Source organism: Embleya sp. NPDC025285 (genome assembly GCF_055558835.1).
Genome location: NZ_JBVHLU010000050.1, coordinates 36,074 through 49,659 on the forward strand (window position 1 = coordinate 36,074; position 13,586 = coordinate 49,659).

Consider the following 13,586-nt stretch of genomic DNA (forward strand, 5'->3'; position numbering starts at 1 on the left):
GGCGGACGTCGGGTGACGGCGCCGCGTTGGTCGGTGTCGGTTCACGCGTCGTCCGGGAGGATTCCGGCGGCGACGGTGTTGTCGGTTGCCTCGTCGACGAGGATGAAGCTGCCGGTCGCGCGGTTGCGGCGGTAGGTGTCGTGGACGAGCGGGGCGGTGGTGCGCGGGGTGACGCGGCCGATCTCGTTGAGCGCGAGGGCCATGGCATCGGGTTCGCGGTGTCCGGTGTTCACGTCGAGGCGATGGCGCCGTTCGGCGACCTCGGAACGGTCACGAGCTTCGACGGAAAGGCCCGATGGCGTAGGCGCGTTGGGACGTGCGCCGGCGATGGGTGGGGGCGGGTCGGGGCATCGGGGCGACGAGCGTCGTCCTCGGGCTCGCCGGGAGGGCGGCCTCGGCTACCGGCTGTCGGTGATCGTATGATCGTGGCGGTCGGAGCGGTTGTCGTGCCGGCCACGGGTGTTGGATACAAGACTGGATGTGGGGCTGTCGTGACCTCCGCACTGATCATCGGCGATATCCAGCAGGGCATCACGAGCGGATACCCGTTCGCTGGGCGTGTCGTGCCGACGCTCACCGAACTGCTTCCCCGTGCCCGCGAGAGCGGTGCTCTCGTGGTGTTCGTGCACTTCGCCGTTCGGGGCAATGGGGCCGATCTGCCGCCGGGCAACGAGCTGTTCAGGACGTTCCACGAAGCCGGGGACACCTTCCATGAGGGATCGGCCGGAACCGAGATCGCGCTGCCGGTGGTCGACGAGGACGTCGTCGTGGTGAAACGCCGCGCAAGCGCGTTCGCCGGTACGGATCTCGACCTGGTGCTTCGCGCGAGGGGGGTCGACACTCTCGCGATCGCCGGAGTCGCGACCAGCGCGATGGTGGCCGCGACGTGCTACGACGCGGCGGACCGTGGCTACGGAGTGACCGTGCTCCGCGACGGCTGCGCCGACGGTGACGCGGCGATACACGACTTCTTCATGGACGCGGTCTTCCCGAGCCGGGGATTCGAGGTCGTACCCTGCGCCGACTGGCCCGGAAAGTAGCGCCGCCACGCCGCACCGGGTGATCTCCGCTCCCGGGCTGCGGATCGCCGGGAGACGGAGGTCGGTGGATTCTGCGCTCCCCACCCTTCAGGCGTGGTTGCGGCGGTGCCGGCGGATGGCCTCGGCCATCGCGGCGGCGGTGGAGAGGACGGCGCGGGTCTTGGCCGGGCCGGTGTTGCCCGCGGCGGCGAGTGCCTCGTTGAGGGGGACGTTGATGCCGTAGTGACTGCTGCATCGAGCCCACGAAGTCCGCGTCGTGCTTGGTGCCGAGCAGCGGCATGATGTACGGCACGGCCCCGACGTGACCGTCGTGCCGCGAACCGTGCGCCGAGGTTCGCGGCTGTACGCGATCCACGGCGGTGGGCGTGGGTCGGTCAGGGTTTGCGTGCCACCGTGCGTGGCGGGAGTGACAGCCGTGCGTGGCGGGAGCGGCGGTGAGGCCCTGATCGCGTCGGGGTCCCGGCTCCGGATGGCGAGGAGCCCGGTGGTTCAAGGCGGGCGGCCTCGCCGGTGGCCGATATTTCGTGATTGCGGACCATCCGGCTATTTCACGATCTCGTAGCGCAGAAGTACCACGCCGTTTGCGAACGATGTGGCCCCGACCGGCTTCAGTGCCGATCAAGGACGCCCGCGCAGGCGCGCGTCGGCGGCCCGGTTCCTGCGCGGCGTCGCATCGTGTGTGGCGCCGGTCACAGGAACCCGCCGATGCCGCCGGACAGGTCCAAGGACATGACGACGAAACTGCGCGCGCGTATTCGCGACGGGGACGACGACGCTTTCGCGGAGTTGTTCGATCAGTACGCACGGTCCGTCTACAACCACGCCTTCCGATTGACGGGGGACTGGTCGACGGCCGAGGACGTCGTGTCCCTGACCTTCTTCGAGGCGTGGCGGCTGCGTGGCCGGTTGGACACCGAGGGCGGATCGTTGCGGCCGTGGCTGCTGGGGATCGCCACCAACACCGTGCGGAACATCAGGCGCGCGGCCCGACGTCACGCTGCCGCGATGTCGCGGTTGCCACCGGGCGGTGTCCTGCCGGACTTCTCCGACGAGGTCGTGGGCCGGATCGACGACACCGAACTGCTGGACGCGGTACGGCTCGCGCTGGACACGCTGCGCCGCACCGAACGGGAGGTGTTGGCGCTGTGCGTGTGGTCGGGTTGCGACTACGCGACGGCGGCCCGGACGCTGGGCATTCCGGTGGGCACGGTGCGCTCGCGGCTCTCCCGCGCCCGGCGCAAACTCGCCGCCGCGGCGGAGAAACGGGAACCGCTTCGCCGCTCGGGACAGGTGAGAGGTGCCCACACATGCGCGAGCAGGCCCATTCAGGAAGGAAACGAATGAACGCCACGACGTCGCTCCCCGAGAAGGACCTTCCGCCGGGTCGCCATCAGCAGATCAAGGAGCATCTGATGCGCGAGATTCGGCACGACCACGCTCCGACCGGGAGTCCTTCCCGACGCACCCCGTGGCTGCGACCCGTCATCGTCGGACCGGCGGCGGCCGGTGCCCTGGCCCTCGCGGTCCTCGCGGGCGTCAGCGTGAACGGTACGGACAATCCCGGCAGGACGATCGGTCGGGCCGGGCCGGCGACGTCCGCCTTCGCCCCGCGGGTCAACGGCGACACCACCGGTGGTGCCGCCGACCTGCTCAACCGCATCGCGATGGTCGCGGCCGAGTCGCACGCGGCGGAGGGCATTCGGGACGACCAGTACGTCTACGTGCGCAGCCGGGTCGCCTCGGCGACGGTCGGCGAAGGCATCCCCACCACCATGACCCCCTTGCACCTGCGCGAGGTATGGAGGGCCGTGGACGGCTCCCGCCCGGGACTGGTCCGAGAGCCGGGTCAATCGCACCTTGCCGACGGGGAGCCGCTCGAGGCCGAGGCGCGTCCCGGCGAACTCGGCTACGAGTCGACCACCAACTACCGGCACCTTTCGACCCTGCCGACCGACCCGGACGCGATGTACCGCTGGCTGCGGGCCCAAGGCGACAAGGAGGCGGACGACCGGAACCCGGACCAGGACGCCTTCGTCCTGGTGAGCGACCTGCTCCGCGAATCCCTGATGCCGCCGAGGGTGGGGGCCGCGCTCTACCGGGCCGCCGCCAGGATCCCGGGCGTGCTCGTCGTACCGGACGCCGTCACCGCCGCCGATCGACACGGCGTCGCGATCGTGCGATACGACTCCTACAATCCCGGTGTCCGCGACGAACTGATCTTCGACAAGGACACGTTGCGGTACATCGGTTCGCGCCGTGTCGCGACGAAGGCGACCGACAGCATCGAGGCGGGGCAGGTGCTCGACACCTCGGCGGTATTGGAGACCGCGGTGGTCGACAGGCCAGGCATGCTGCCCTGATCGACACCCGACGCGAGTCCCGAGGACCGGCGGAGCCGGCGGCGGATGGTCGACGCGAACATCCCCGGTGGTGACGTGACGCAAGGCCCGGGCGCCGCCGAACGGTTCCGGGGCCCGCTTCGTGCGGGCCCCGGGCCGAGAGCGCGGGCCGTTGTCGCACCCCTGTGGTGGGGTGCTGTCGGACGGTCGACAGCGAGGGCGGGGACGATGGGTGAACGTACGGTCTGGCGGCCGTTCTTGGACCAGTGGAGCGAGGAGTGGGTCGCGGGGCACGATCCGGAGCGCGACGGGCCGCTCGCGGAGGAAGTGGTAAGGGACACCTGGCTCGGGTTCGCGCCGGCGAGCGAGGCCGAGGTCGCCGAGGCCGAGGCCCGACTCGGGCGCCGACTACCGCCTTCGCTACGGGAGTTCCTGCTCGTCACCGACGGGTGGCGGGATGCGGGGAACTTCATCTACCGGCTGGCGGGCAGCGCGGAACTGGAATGGCTGAGGGACACCGACGACCGTAGCTGGATCGACGTCTGGGAAGAACTCGCGGAAGACGAGGACGAGGACGACGAGGAGGCGTTCGGCGTCCAGGAGGCGAAGGTCCTCGCGCGTTCGCTGCGTCTGTCCCTCGATGGTGACGCCGCGATCATGCTGCTCGACCCGGACGACGTGGACGGGGACGGCGAGTGGGCGGGGTACTGGCTCGCCTCCTGGTCCGGCGAAGGGCCCCAGCGGTACGAATCGTTCCACGACCTCATGCACCGGCAGTGGGTGTCCTTCCACGCCCTGCGCAAGCCGCCGGGTGCCACTCGGGACCACTGGGACGCGGAGGTCGAGCGGGCTCGCCGTGAGGCGCTCGCCGGGGCGGTGAGCGGGCCGTTCGCGGTGTTCGCCCAGGCGCGCGAGTACGGACGCGAGCGCGCCGATGTGCTGAGCACGCAGATGGAGGCGATGCTCGGCGATTGGCGCAGGCACCTCGCCGGCCTGCTGTGGTACGGCCCGAGCAAGGACGATCTCCTTGCCGGCCCGCTGTTCGCTGCGGAACTCCTGCCGCTGCTGGTCCGGCACGACCGGCTCGCCCACGCTCACGACCTGCGGCCCCTGCCGCGGCTCAAGGAGTACGCGCCCGAACCGATACGGGAGCTCATCGCCGACTACGAGGCCCGTGCCGATGCACCGGGCTTCCGGCTCACCTTCGGCGGCGGCCCCGAGTTCGACGCGGCCGTGCACGCCGTCGCCGACTTCCTTGCCGCACACCCGGCCTTCCAGGTTCCTGTCGAGCCGACGCCGCGTACGGGCCCCATCGTCATCACTGCGTACGCGAGCGGCGACCCGGCGCCCGAAGTCGACCCATGGGCCGATCCCATGAAGGCGCGGGCGGCCCGCGCGGCCCTGCGCGACGAAGCCTGGCCCGAACTCCGGGCGGCGCTGCGCCTGTGGAGGCCGGTGTGCGAGGACCACATCGCCCCGATATCCCTGTTCGCCGCACCTGTCCTGGCCGAGATGATCACCGGGGCCCGCGGCCGCGAAATCCTGGCCATGCCTCGTGGTGCGGGCTCCGGCGTGCGCCGGGTCGGGAGGGCGTGAAGGCCGCGGGCCGGCCGGCGGTCGGACCCGGCGGGTCGTGCTCTCGGTGGTCGCATCCACCGGTCGAGGGCTCTGCTCGATCACAGCCAAGCGGTGGCAAGCCAGATGGTCGCCGCACCAGCGGTGATCAGCCCGATGTTGAGCGTGACTCGGCGGTCTTCGCCGGTCAGGTGGACGGCGATCGCACCGATCTGCAGCAGGGTGAACCCGATGGCCGCGGCCGGGGCCATCCAGAGGGCGACGCCGGTCGCCGGCGGCAGGAGCAGGCCGACGGCGCCCAGCACTTCGACCGTTCCCAGCGCCCTGACGGCGGGCAGCGGTATGCGGTCCACCCAAGCCATCATCGGCCGGAGCAGATCGGGGCTGCGGACCACCTTGAGCCCTCCCGCGTAGAGGTAGAAGGAGGCGAGCAGTCCGGCAACGATCCAATAGGCGATGTTCATGCTCTCCGTTCGGCGTCACCAAGCGTGGATGACCCGCCGGTTCCGGGGTGACCCGGAAGGTGTCAATAGGCGTGTGTGAGTGACCCGGACGCCGAGGGTGGCCGAGGGGTGGCAGCGCCCGGGTCGTGCCGCACGCTGCCGGGTGCGGGGCGGCCGGGCGGCGCCGGGCAGCCCTGCGGTGCCGGGCGCCGCAGGCTTCAGGCGAAGTCGGTGGCGGGCTCGGTGGCGTAGCGGCTCATCGTGTGGAGGCCGGCCCGTGGTGTCGGCGGTCGGCCGTCCGCGGTCATGCCTTGGAGGTCTCGGAAGTACTGCACGTAGAGGTCGGGGGTGAACATGCTGAGCATCACGGCGGGTTGGTCGCTCCGGTTGGCGAAGGTGTGCGGGGCTCCGCGCGGGACCATCACGAGTGTGCCCGCGGTCGCGTCGTGCTCCCTGTCCCCGATGGTGAACCGCAGCGTGCCGGAGACGATGTAGAAACCCTCGTCGTGCCGGGCATGGCGGTGTTGCGGCGGCCCGGAGGTGTGCGGGGCGAGGATGGACTCGGTGACTCCGAGACGGTGCTCGGTGTGGCTGCCGTCCTCGAGGACTCGCATGCGCGTGGTGGCCAAGACGATCACCTCACCGTCGTCGGGGCCGACCACCGATACGCCGGGGTGGAGGGCCGGCGATTCACCGGTTGTCGCTTCATCGGGTGCGCTCTCGGATGTGCTCTTGTCGGGCATGCTCCAAGTGCACCGCCGGGGCTCGGCCGCTGTCCAAGACCGATTCCGGCACGCCGATACCGCGCGGGTATCGTTGCAGCGTGGAGCTACGTACCCTGCGCTATTTCGTGGCGGTCGCCGAGGAACTCCACTTCGGCCGGGCCGCCGCCCGGCTGCACATGAGCCAGCCGCCGCTGAGCCGGGCGATCAAGCAGTTGGAGGCGGAGGTCGGTGCCGTGCTGTTCGTCCGCTCGCCCGGCGGCGTCACGCTCACTCCGGTGGGGGCGATACTGCTCGACGAGGCGCGTGCGCTGCTCGACCAAGCCGACCTCCTCCGCGCGCGCGTGGCCGCGGCGGCCGGCCTGGCCGGCATCACCGTGGGCATCCTGGGCGACAGTACCGATCCCGGCATCACCAGGCTGGCCGCCGCCTTCCGCCGCAGCCACCCCGGCGTCGACATCCGCATCCGCGACGCGGACCTGACCGACCCGACCTGTGGGCTGCGCGCCGGGCTGGTCGACGTCGCCCTGACGCGTGCACCGTTCGACGAGACCGCCCTGACGGTGCGCGAACTGCGCGCCGATCCGGTCGGTGCGGTATTGCGCGTCGACGATCCGCTGGCCCGCCGCGACCACTTGGACCTGGCCGATCTGGCCGACCGCCGCTGGTTCCAGTTCCCGCGGGGAACCGACCCGATCTGGCAGTCGTACTGGAACGGCGGCGAGCCGCGCGAGGGCCCGGTGGTGCACGTCGTCCAGGAATGCCTGCAGGCCGTGCTCTGGAACGGCACGGTCGGCCTGGCTCCGCTCGGACACGGCCTGCCGGAGAACCTGCTGCCCGAGAACCTGACCGTGGTTCCGCTGGCCGACATGGCACCGAGTCGAGTGGTCTCGGTGTGGAACGCCGGCGACAACAATCCATTGATCCGCTCGTTCGTCGAAATCGCAACGACCGCGTACCGCCCCTGAACACCCGAGCACCCGAGCACCCGAGCACCCGACGGTCCGGCCGCGCGCGGACCGGTACCCGACCGTCCGTCAGGTTTCGGTAGTCGAGATCCGTCGCAGCCGGTGCCCGGGTTACTGCGAGTGGGGGGAGGGGCGGCGTGGTCGGGTGTGCCGGGCGCCGATCTGAGGGATGAGCAGGGCCGCGAACACCACCACGGTGAAGGACCGTTCGGCCTTCCGCAGCGAAGCGCCCGGTCGGGCGACTCCACGCTCGGGCACGGTGTCCAGTCGGCCCTTCGGGTCGTAGCGGATACGCAGCGACTGGCCCTTCTTCGCGGCGGCGCGGCTCGTGGTCATGTCGGTCGGACCGCCCTCGGGGCAGTTCAGTCGGTGGTCGTTGTACGTGCGCGTCGTGGTCGTGGTGTGGCCGTTGGCGTCGGTGGAAGTGGATGTCTCGGTCCGGGCGCGCACGTCGAGGACCAGGCAGGTCGTGGAGACGCCGCGCTTGGCCAGCGCGGTGTCGCCGACCGCGTTGGACGCATGCTGGATCGTGACGAACATGGCGAAGAAGACGACGAGTCCACCGACGACGGCGCCGCCCGACGGACACGACCACACCACGGTGGTGGTGGCGAGAACCATCGCCATCGAGGCGAGCGCCAACACCACGACGCACACCGACCGCCACCACGTGGCGGGTCCGTAGGCGTTGAGGAACGCGGCGGCAACCGCGATGCCGACCGTCGCCGATGCCAACCCGACGGAGGCCAGGCCCACGAGGAATACCTGCCCGGCGTCGCCTCGCCCGTGCCTGATCATCGCACCTCCCGTGGTCGGTCTCCCTCTTGTTCAGGGTGCGGGAACGGAGTCCCGACGCGGGAGTGGAGATCCCTCGGATCACGCGACGAACGGAACGAGGACATGAACACGACGACTTCGTCGGAGGAAGCGCGAACCGCCCTGCGCCGCGTGCGTCGGTGTGCTCTGGTAGGCAGGACTCGTCCGTGAGTCGACCGATCCACGCGTGCCACCGTACCCACCGCGCTCCCGACGCCGCGAAGGAACGAACCACCACCATGACCTTGAACGGCCACCGGAAACGATTCGGCGGGCTGCCCGTCGCCGAACTGCACGAGATCCCGCGTCCCACGACCACGGAGGCGAACAGCGCGCCCTCCACGCCGCCGGACCCGCGGCCTCGGGCCGGGGACGCCGCGTGGGCACTGCGCGTCGGCAACAGCTACCGCGGCCACAGCATCACCGAATCCTTTCCCGATCTCTTCGCGCGCTTCCTGGAAACCGTGGACACCACCGAGGTCTCCGCGATCGTGATCGGTCTGTGGGGTGACCACAACGAGTCGGCCGCCGTGCCCATCGAACTGCTTGCCGCGGCTGCGGATCGGCTTCCGGCGCTGCGGCACCTGTGCCTGGGCGACATCGTGGCCGAGGAGAACGAGCTCTCCTGGATTCAGCAGAGCGACATCACGCCCCTCCTGACCGCGTTCCCGGCGCTGGAGACACTCATCGTCGCCGGCGGCGAGGATCTGCACCTGGACCCCGTCGGTCACGACGCTCTGCGTGTCCTGGAGTTCCTGTCGGCGGGGCTGCCCGCCGAGTTCGTCCGCGCGGTCGGCGCATCGCTCTTCCCGACCCTCCGAGCACTGGACATGTGGCTCGGTGTCGAGCGCTACTACGGCGACAGCACGATCGAAGACCTCGCCGGCATCCTGAACGGCGAGGGTCTGCCGATGCTGACCCGGCTGGGCCTGATGAACAGCGAGATCCAGGACGAGATCGCGGCTGCCGTCGCGGTGGCTCCCATCCTCGACCGGCTTACCGAACTCGACCTGTCCATGGGCACGTTGGGCGACGAGGGTGCCGCAGCACTGCTGGTCGGGCTGCCGGACGCCCACCTCACACACCTCAATCTGCGTCACCACTTCATCAGCGAGTCCCTGCAACAGCGCCTGCGCGACTCACTGCCCGGGGTCCGCCTCGATCTCGACGAGGAAGAGGAACCGTACGAATCGGCGGACGGCGAGACCGGACGTTACGTCGAGGTGGCCGAGTAGTACTCGCCGCTTCCCCGGCCCGCTTCCCCAGCCCCTTCCCAGCCCGATGCCCCGCGCCCCCCAGGCACGGCCCGACCTACTCAGGTGAGCAACCGGCATGAGCATCCCGGGCTGCCCGCCCTCAACCACCTCGGCCTCATGGACAGCGAGATCTCCGACGAGATCGCAACAGCCCTCGCGAGCGCCCCCATCGTCGCGCGGCTCAAGGAACTCGACCTCTCCATGCGGACGTTGAGCAACGCGGGCGCCGAGGTGCTGATGGCCGGGCAGCCGCTCACCCACCTCGACCGGCTCGACGCACGCCACCACTTCCTCGACGAGGCAACGCAATCGCGCCTGCGCAGTGCCTTGGCGGGGGTCGACGTGGACCTCTCCGACACCCGGAACGACTGGGGCGGCAAGAGATACGTCGAGGTCTCCGAATGAGGTCGTCTCGATCCGCCACACGGCATCGATCCGCAGCACAGCGCCGGTCGGCGGAGCCGGATCATGCCGATGCGGAGCGGGGAGCGGGCGAGAGCGATACCTATACGTGACAGATTCCGCGTACGCCGTCGGCACGTAACGTTTCGACCCGTAAGGAAACCCACCGCCGACACAAGGCCGAGGAGGCCCTCATGACCGCGTACGCGTTCGCGCACCTGCGCTCCGTCGACTTCAACGCCGAGATCGTCGAGTACGTCGAGAAGATCGACGCCACCCTGGACGCACATGGTGGTCGGTTCATCGTGCACAACAAGGTGCCCGAGGTGATGGACGGCTCGTTCGAGGGCGTGTTGGTCCTCATCGAGTTCCCCTCCGCCGAAGCTGCCAAGGCCTGGTACCACTCCGCCGGCTACCAGGAGATCGTCGACTTCCGCATCAACAACTCGGACGGCGGCGCGGCTATCGTCGAGGGAGTCGGACCGGGCTACCGCGCGGCGGACATGGTTGCGGGCAAGTAGCTCGCGCAGGTCGAATGTCCGGGGCATCGCACCACCCGGGTCGGCCGAACGCAGCCGTGCCGCTCCGAACTGTCTCGCACTCCAAGCGAGTTGGTTCCGAATGTGCGGCGCGCACGAAATCGCGATTGTCGCGTCGGCGGGCATTTCGGTCCGTAGGCTGGGCTGCGGGGTGGAGGGACTTCCCAGGGGAGGATCCATGAAACGCGATCGCGATCTCAAGAATCCGAGCAGCCAGGGCGTGGAGCCGATCGAGCGGGGGCCGGACGACGACACCAAGCGTGCGAAGCTCACGTATCCCGCGCCGGACACCGAACCCGTCGGGGACGCACCGGTGATCGTGCCCGAGCAGGCGCACGTGCCCGGGGCAGGGCCGGGGACCGCAGCGGCCGACACACCGGCGCACACCGACACGGCGGTGCCGGCGACCTCGCCCGCGCCGGAGACCGGACAGACGGGCGCGACGCCGGAAACCCAGCCGGCGCCGCAGCCGTACCGCTTCCAACGGGCCCCCGGCTTTCTCGCTGCCGAGAAGGCCGAGGAAGAGCGCGCGAGGCGCAAGGCCGAAGCGGAGGCCGCAGCCGCGGCCAAACCCCGTGGTCCGGGTGCCGTGGCCGAGCCGAAGGTGTCGATGGTCCCCGGTACACGGACCGGGGTCGACCAGGAATCCGATGAGGAGCAGGGGCCGGCGCAGTTCGAAGAGCTGAGCCGAACCTCGATCGCCGGCATGCCCCTCGACCGGATCACCGCCGCCATCGAGGAACGCTATGACAACCTCGGCGGACTGACCCCGGATATGGGAGCCCTGATATTTCGTCAGTCCGCGCTCGGCCTGTGCGCCAACCTGTCCTTGGCCAGGAGTGTCGGGTGTGTCGGACGGGTTCGGTCGTGGCTCGCGACGCAGGCCGATCTGGTTCCCGAGTTGATCGTGATGTGTGATCAACGGGAGGCCGATCTGGCGTCGCCGGCCGAGCCGCCTCCGAGTGCGGCCGAACTGATCGGCGTATGGACGCAACTCACCGATGCGTTGATCGTGCCCAAGGGCCAGTCGCAAGACGGTTGCGAGTTCCTCGCGCACGCCGTCTGTGAATGGATCGAGAGCACGCACCCGCACTGGACCCGGTTGCACCTGAGCAAGCGGTGGGTGGTGGCGCCCGGCGGCACCATGCACCCGCCGTACAACTGGAAGCACCACGTGGCTCCGCAACTCGTCTGTACCGAGGGTACGTTCGTCATCGATCCGCTGCTCGGCCCGACGACGCCCATGGCCGCGGACGCGTGGGTCGTTGCGGCCAAGGGCAAGAGGCCGCCTGCCGACGTCTTCGAACAGACCGCCCCGTGGGAATTCCTGGGAGCGCCCGCCTCCACGACAACCGACCTCGATCCGGAGATGTTGTCCCCGATCGGCGGCACCATCCTTGCGAAGATCGCGGCCTGCCGCCGGGCTTGACGCCCACAGCACAGGGATTGGAGAACCCACCGCGTCGCCGCACCGCATCCCGCGAGATCCGGACATCAACGCCGCACGGTCGGCTTCGCGTTCGGGTGTCGGTCCCGTCATTCCCCGGCGCCCACGAACGCGACGACCCTGTCGTGGAATTCGACGAGCGGGCGCTGGGGAAGACGGGCAACACCGGTACCCGACCCGCTCCCGAGGACCGCGCAACACCTCGTGGGGCGGGCGCGGGGCGGCGGCAATCCCGATCGCCCCGCCGCCCCGCGTCGCGGGCCACGCCGACAAAAACCCCGCCGAACCGCTCGACTTCTCGCGATTCAGAAGCCTCCCCGGTGCCAGGGCCCCCAGATGGCGATGCTCATGCCCAGCTTCGACTGGATGTTGACATACAAGGTGTGCCCGTCCGGACCGAAGGTCGCGCCCGCGAACTCGGCGCCCGGGTCGCCGGTGACCGGCTCCATCCTCGACAGGTCGAAGATGCGGCCGTCCGCGGTCAGGCCGCGCAGGAAGTTGTCCCCGTCGCCGTCCTCACACAGCACGAGCGTGCCGCGCGGGCTGACGGTGACGTTGTCCGGGAGGTCGAGCCTGGTCGCGGACGGCGATTCGTACACGAGCCGAAGGCGCCGCGTGACGGTGTTGTACGCCCACACCTGGCCGCGCCCGTCGCCGAAGCCGTCCGGCGCCGCTTCGCCGGGCGCGGTCGCGCCGCCCTGCGTGGACACGAAATAGACGACGCCGCGCTGGTGGTACGCGCCTTCGAGGCGCGAGAAGAGCGCCGCGCCCTGGGCCCGACCCTGGTTGCCGACGGCCTGAATGGCCTGGTCGTTGGTGGTGCCCGGGGCGAATGCGGGGTCGGGGTCGTCGATGTCGACCCAGGTCACGTCGTACGCCGCGCCGGGACGCTGCGCCGCCGACAGGTCGATCCCGGGACGCCCGCGCACCGCGAGCATCTGGAGTCGGCCGCCGTCGCGCAACCGGTCGCCGACCCAGGGGCTGACGGGCGGCAGGTAGCGGTAGAAGCCGGACGCGAAGCCGAAATTGTCCTCGGTCAGGTACACGGCGCCGCTGATCGGGTCGTATGCCGCCGACTCGTGGGCGAACCGGCCGGCGCTGCGGATCGGCACCCGTGTCGAGACGCCGTCGGTCGGCACCTCGAACAGATAGCCGTGCTTTTGCGTGAGCTTCTTGTTGTCGGCGCCGGTGAAGTCGTTGCCGACATCGGGGCCGTTGACGGTCTCCTCGCAGGAGAGCCACGACCCCCACGGCATGGGACCGCCCGAGCAGTTCATCTGGGTGCCGTTGAGGCTGACGTACGACGTCTGCACGGTGCCGTACCGGTCCACCACCACGGTGGTGGTACCGCCGCCCGTCGCCGGGTCGTAGGCGTGCGCCGCGTCGCCGAACGCGCCCACCGGCCCGTTGACTTCGTGGTTGCGGACGAGGACGGTCGTGCCTCGGCGCCCGCGGAAGGCGGCCATGCCGTCGTGCTTGCCGGGGGTCGGGCCGCCGTCGGTGAGCGGGGACCCGGCCGGGGTGAAGGAGCGGTAGTGAAAGCCCTCGGGCAGGTGCAGCCGTACCGCGCCGTCGCGTTCGTCGGGGACCGGCCCCAGCGGACCGTATCCGCCGGAGCCGGGGCGTCCCCGGTCGGCGTTCGAGGCGGTTCCCGAGGCGGCGTGCGCGGCGCCCGCGACGAGACCCTGGAAGGGGCCGCCGACGACGGCGGTACCGGCCGCGATCACAGCGCCGCGGGCGAGGAAACGACGACGGTCCACAGGCGTACAACCTCCTTGACGGCCCGTCAGGCGGGCCGGATGCGCGACCGAACGCCGAAACGCTACTCGCGTAGAGCCGGTGTCGCCAGTGCATCGTGGATGTTTCCGTCGCGCCGCCGACCCCGTGTCGACTCCCGGTACCACCCACGACGTCGACCGCCGCGGCCGAAGCTCGGGCGCGAGCACCTGTCGTTGCGCGGGTGTGTGTGGGGAAGTCCCTGTGGTGGCCCGGCCGTGCGGGTGCGACGTTGATCCCTCGGACGCGCGGTGCGGGGGACG

At 70.3% G+C, this 13,586-nt stretch carries 14 protein-coding genes; 9 read left to right on the forward strand and 5 right to left on the reverse strand.

All coding sequences use genetic code 11. The annotated features are described in order from the left end of the window. Positions 1-41: 41 nt before the first annotated feature. Positions 42-329, reverse strand: a complete 288-nt coding sequence (locus tag ACZ4FV_RS29315) for an elongation factor 1-alpha C-terminal domain-related protein (RefSeq protein WP_395860951.1) — start codon at positions 327-329, stop codon at positions 42-44. A gap of 162 nt (positions 330-491) precedes the next feature. Here ACZ4FV_RS29315 and ACZ4FV_RS29320 point away from each other — a divergent pair, with 162 nt between their 5' ends. The 4 genes from ACZ4FV_RS29320 (at position 492) to ACZ4FV_RS29335 (ending at position 4,975) form a co-directional block, all read left to right on the forward strand. Continuing rightward, entirely contained in the window at positions 492-1,040 is a 549-nt protein-coding gene (locus ACZ4FV_RS29320; protein ID WP_395860187.1) for a cysteine hydrolase family protein, read from the forward strand. Positions 1,041-1,769: 729 nt separating this feature from the next. Then, positions 1,770-2,384, forward strand: coding sequence for an RNA polymerase sigma factor (locus ACZ4FV_RS29325; protein WP_402233778.1), 615 nt, complete (start codon positions 1,770-1,772; stop codon positions 2,382-2,384). Continuing rightward, the gene (locus ACZ4FV_RS29330) at positions 2,381-3,400 is read left to right on the forward strand and encodes a CU044_5270 family protein (RefSeq protein WP_402233383.1); all 1,020 of its coding nucleotides are present in this window, start codon (positions 2,381-2,383) and stop codon (positions 3,398-3,400) included. The genes ACZ4FV_RS29325 and ACZ4FV_RS29330 overlap by 4 nt, the downstream gene beginning before the upstream one ends. A gap of 207 nt (positions 3,401-3,607) precedes the next feature. Next, positions 3,608-4,975 carry an SMI1/KNR4 family protein gene (locus ACZ4FV_RS29335; RefSeq protein WP_465323661.1) on the forward strand — a complete coding sequence of 456 codons (1,368 nt, stop codon included), beginning with the start codon at positions 3,608-3,610 and terminating at the stop codon, positions 4,973-4,975. Between the two features lie 80 nt (positions 4,976-5,055). Here the strand turns inward: ACZ4FV_RS29335 and ACZ4FV_RS29340 are convergent, their stop codons facing one another. Further along, the gene (locus ACZ4FV_RS29340; protein ID WP_395860180.1) at positions 5,056-5,418 is read right to left on the reverse strand and encodes a DoxX family protein; all 363 of its coding nucleotides are present in this window, start codon (positions 5,416-5,418) and stop codon (positions 5,056-5,058) included. Between the two features lie 197 nt (positions 5,419-5,615). Beyond that, positions 5,616-6,140, reverse strand: coding sequence for a cupin domain-containing protein (locus ACZ4FV_RS29345; RefSeq protein WP_395860178.1), 525 nt, complete (start codon positions 6,138-6,140; stop codon positions 5,616-5,618). Between the two features lie 95 nt (positions 6,141-6,235). Between ACZ4FV_RS29345 and ACZ4FV_RS29350 the strand changes: the two genes are divergently transcribed. After that, positions 6,236-7,087, forward strand: coding sequence for a LysR family transcriptional regulator (locus ACZ4FV_RS29350; RefSeq protein ID WP_395860948.1), 852 nt, complete (start codon positions 6,236-6,238; stop codon positions 7,085-7,087). A gap of 111 nt (positions 7,088-7,198) precedes the next feature. On the opposite strand, the gene ACZ4FV_RS29355 is transcribed toward ACZ4FV_RS29350, so the two are convergent. Then, a complete protein-coding gene (locus tag ACZ4FV_RS29355) occupies positions 7,199-7,885 on the reverse strand; it encodes a hypothetical protein (protein ID WP_465323662.1) in 687 nt (228 codons plus the stop codon). A 257-nt stretch (positions 7,886-8,142) separates the two neighbouring features. Between ACZ4FV_RS29355 and ACZ4FV_RS29360 the strand changes: the two genes are divergently transcribed. The 4 genes from ACZ4FV_RS29360 (at position 8,143) to ACZ4FV_RS29375 (ending at position 11,529) form a co-directional block, all read left to right on the forward strand. Next, complete coding sequence (locus ACZ4FV_RS29360; RefSeq protein ID WP_402233370.1) at positions 8,143-9,138, forward strand: STM4015 family protein; 996 nt, start codon at positions 8,143-8,145, stop codon at positions 9,136-9,138. Positions 9,139-9,222: 84 nt separating this feature from the next. Next, positions 9,223-9,564, forward strand: a complete 342-nt coding sequence (locus ACZ4FV_RS29365; protein ID WP_465323663.1) for a hypothetical protein — start codon at positions 9,223-9,225, stop codon at positions 9,562-9,564. 191 nt (positions 9,565-9,755) lie between these two features. Next, positions 9,756-10,082, forward strand: coding sequence for a DUF1330 domain-containing protein (locus ACZ4FV_RS29370; RefSeq protein WP_395860170.1), 327 nt, complete (start codon positions 9,756-9,758; stop codon positions 10,080-10,082). 196 nt (positions 10,083-10,278) lie between these two features. Continuing rightward, complete coding sequence (locus tag ACZ4FV_RS29375; RefSeq protein WP_465323664.1) at positions 10,279-11,529, forward strand: protein-glutamine glutaminase family protein; 1,251 nt, start codon at positions 10,279-10,281, stop codon at positions 11,527-11,529. Positions 11,530-11,852: 323 nt separating this feature from the next. Here the strand turns inward: ACZ4FV_RS29375 and ACZ4FV_RS29380 are convergent, their stop codons facing one another. Then, positions 11,853-13,307, reverse strand: coding sequence for a PhoX family protein (locus ACZ4FV_RS29380; RefSeq protein ID WP_465323665.1), 1,455 nt, complete (start codon positions 13,305-13,307; stop codon positions 11,853-11,855). Positions 13,308-13,586 lie beyond the last annotated feature (279 nt).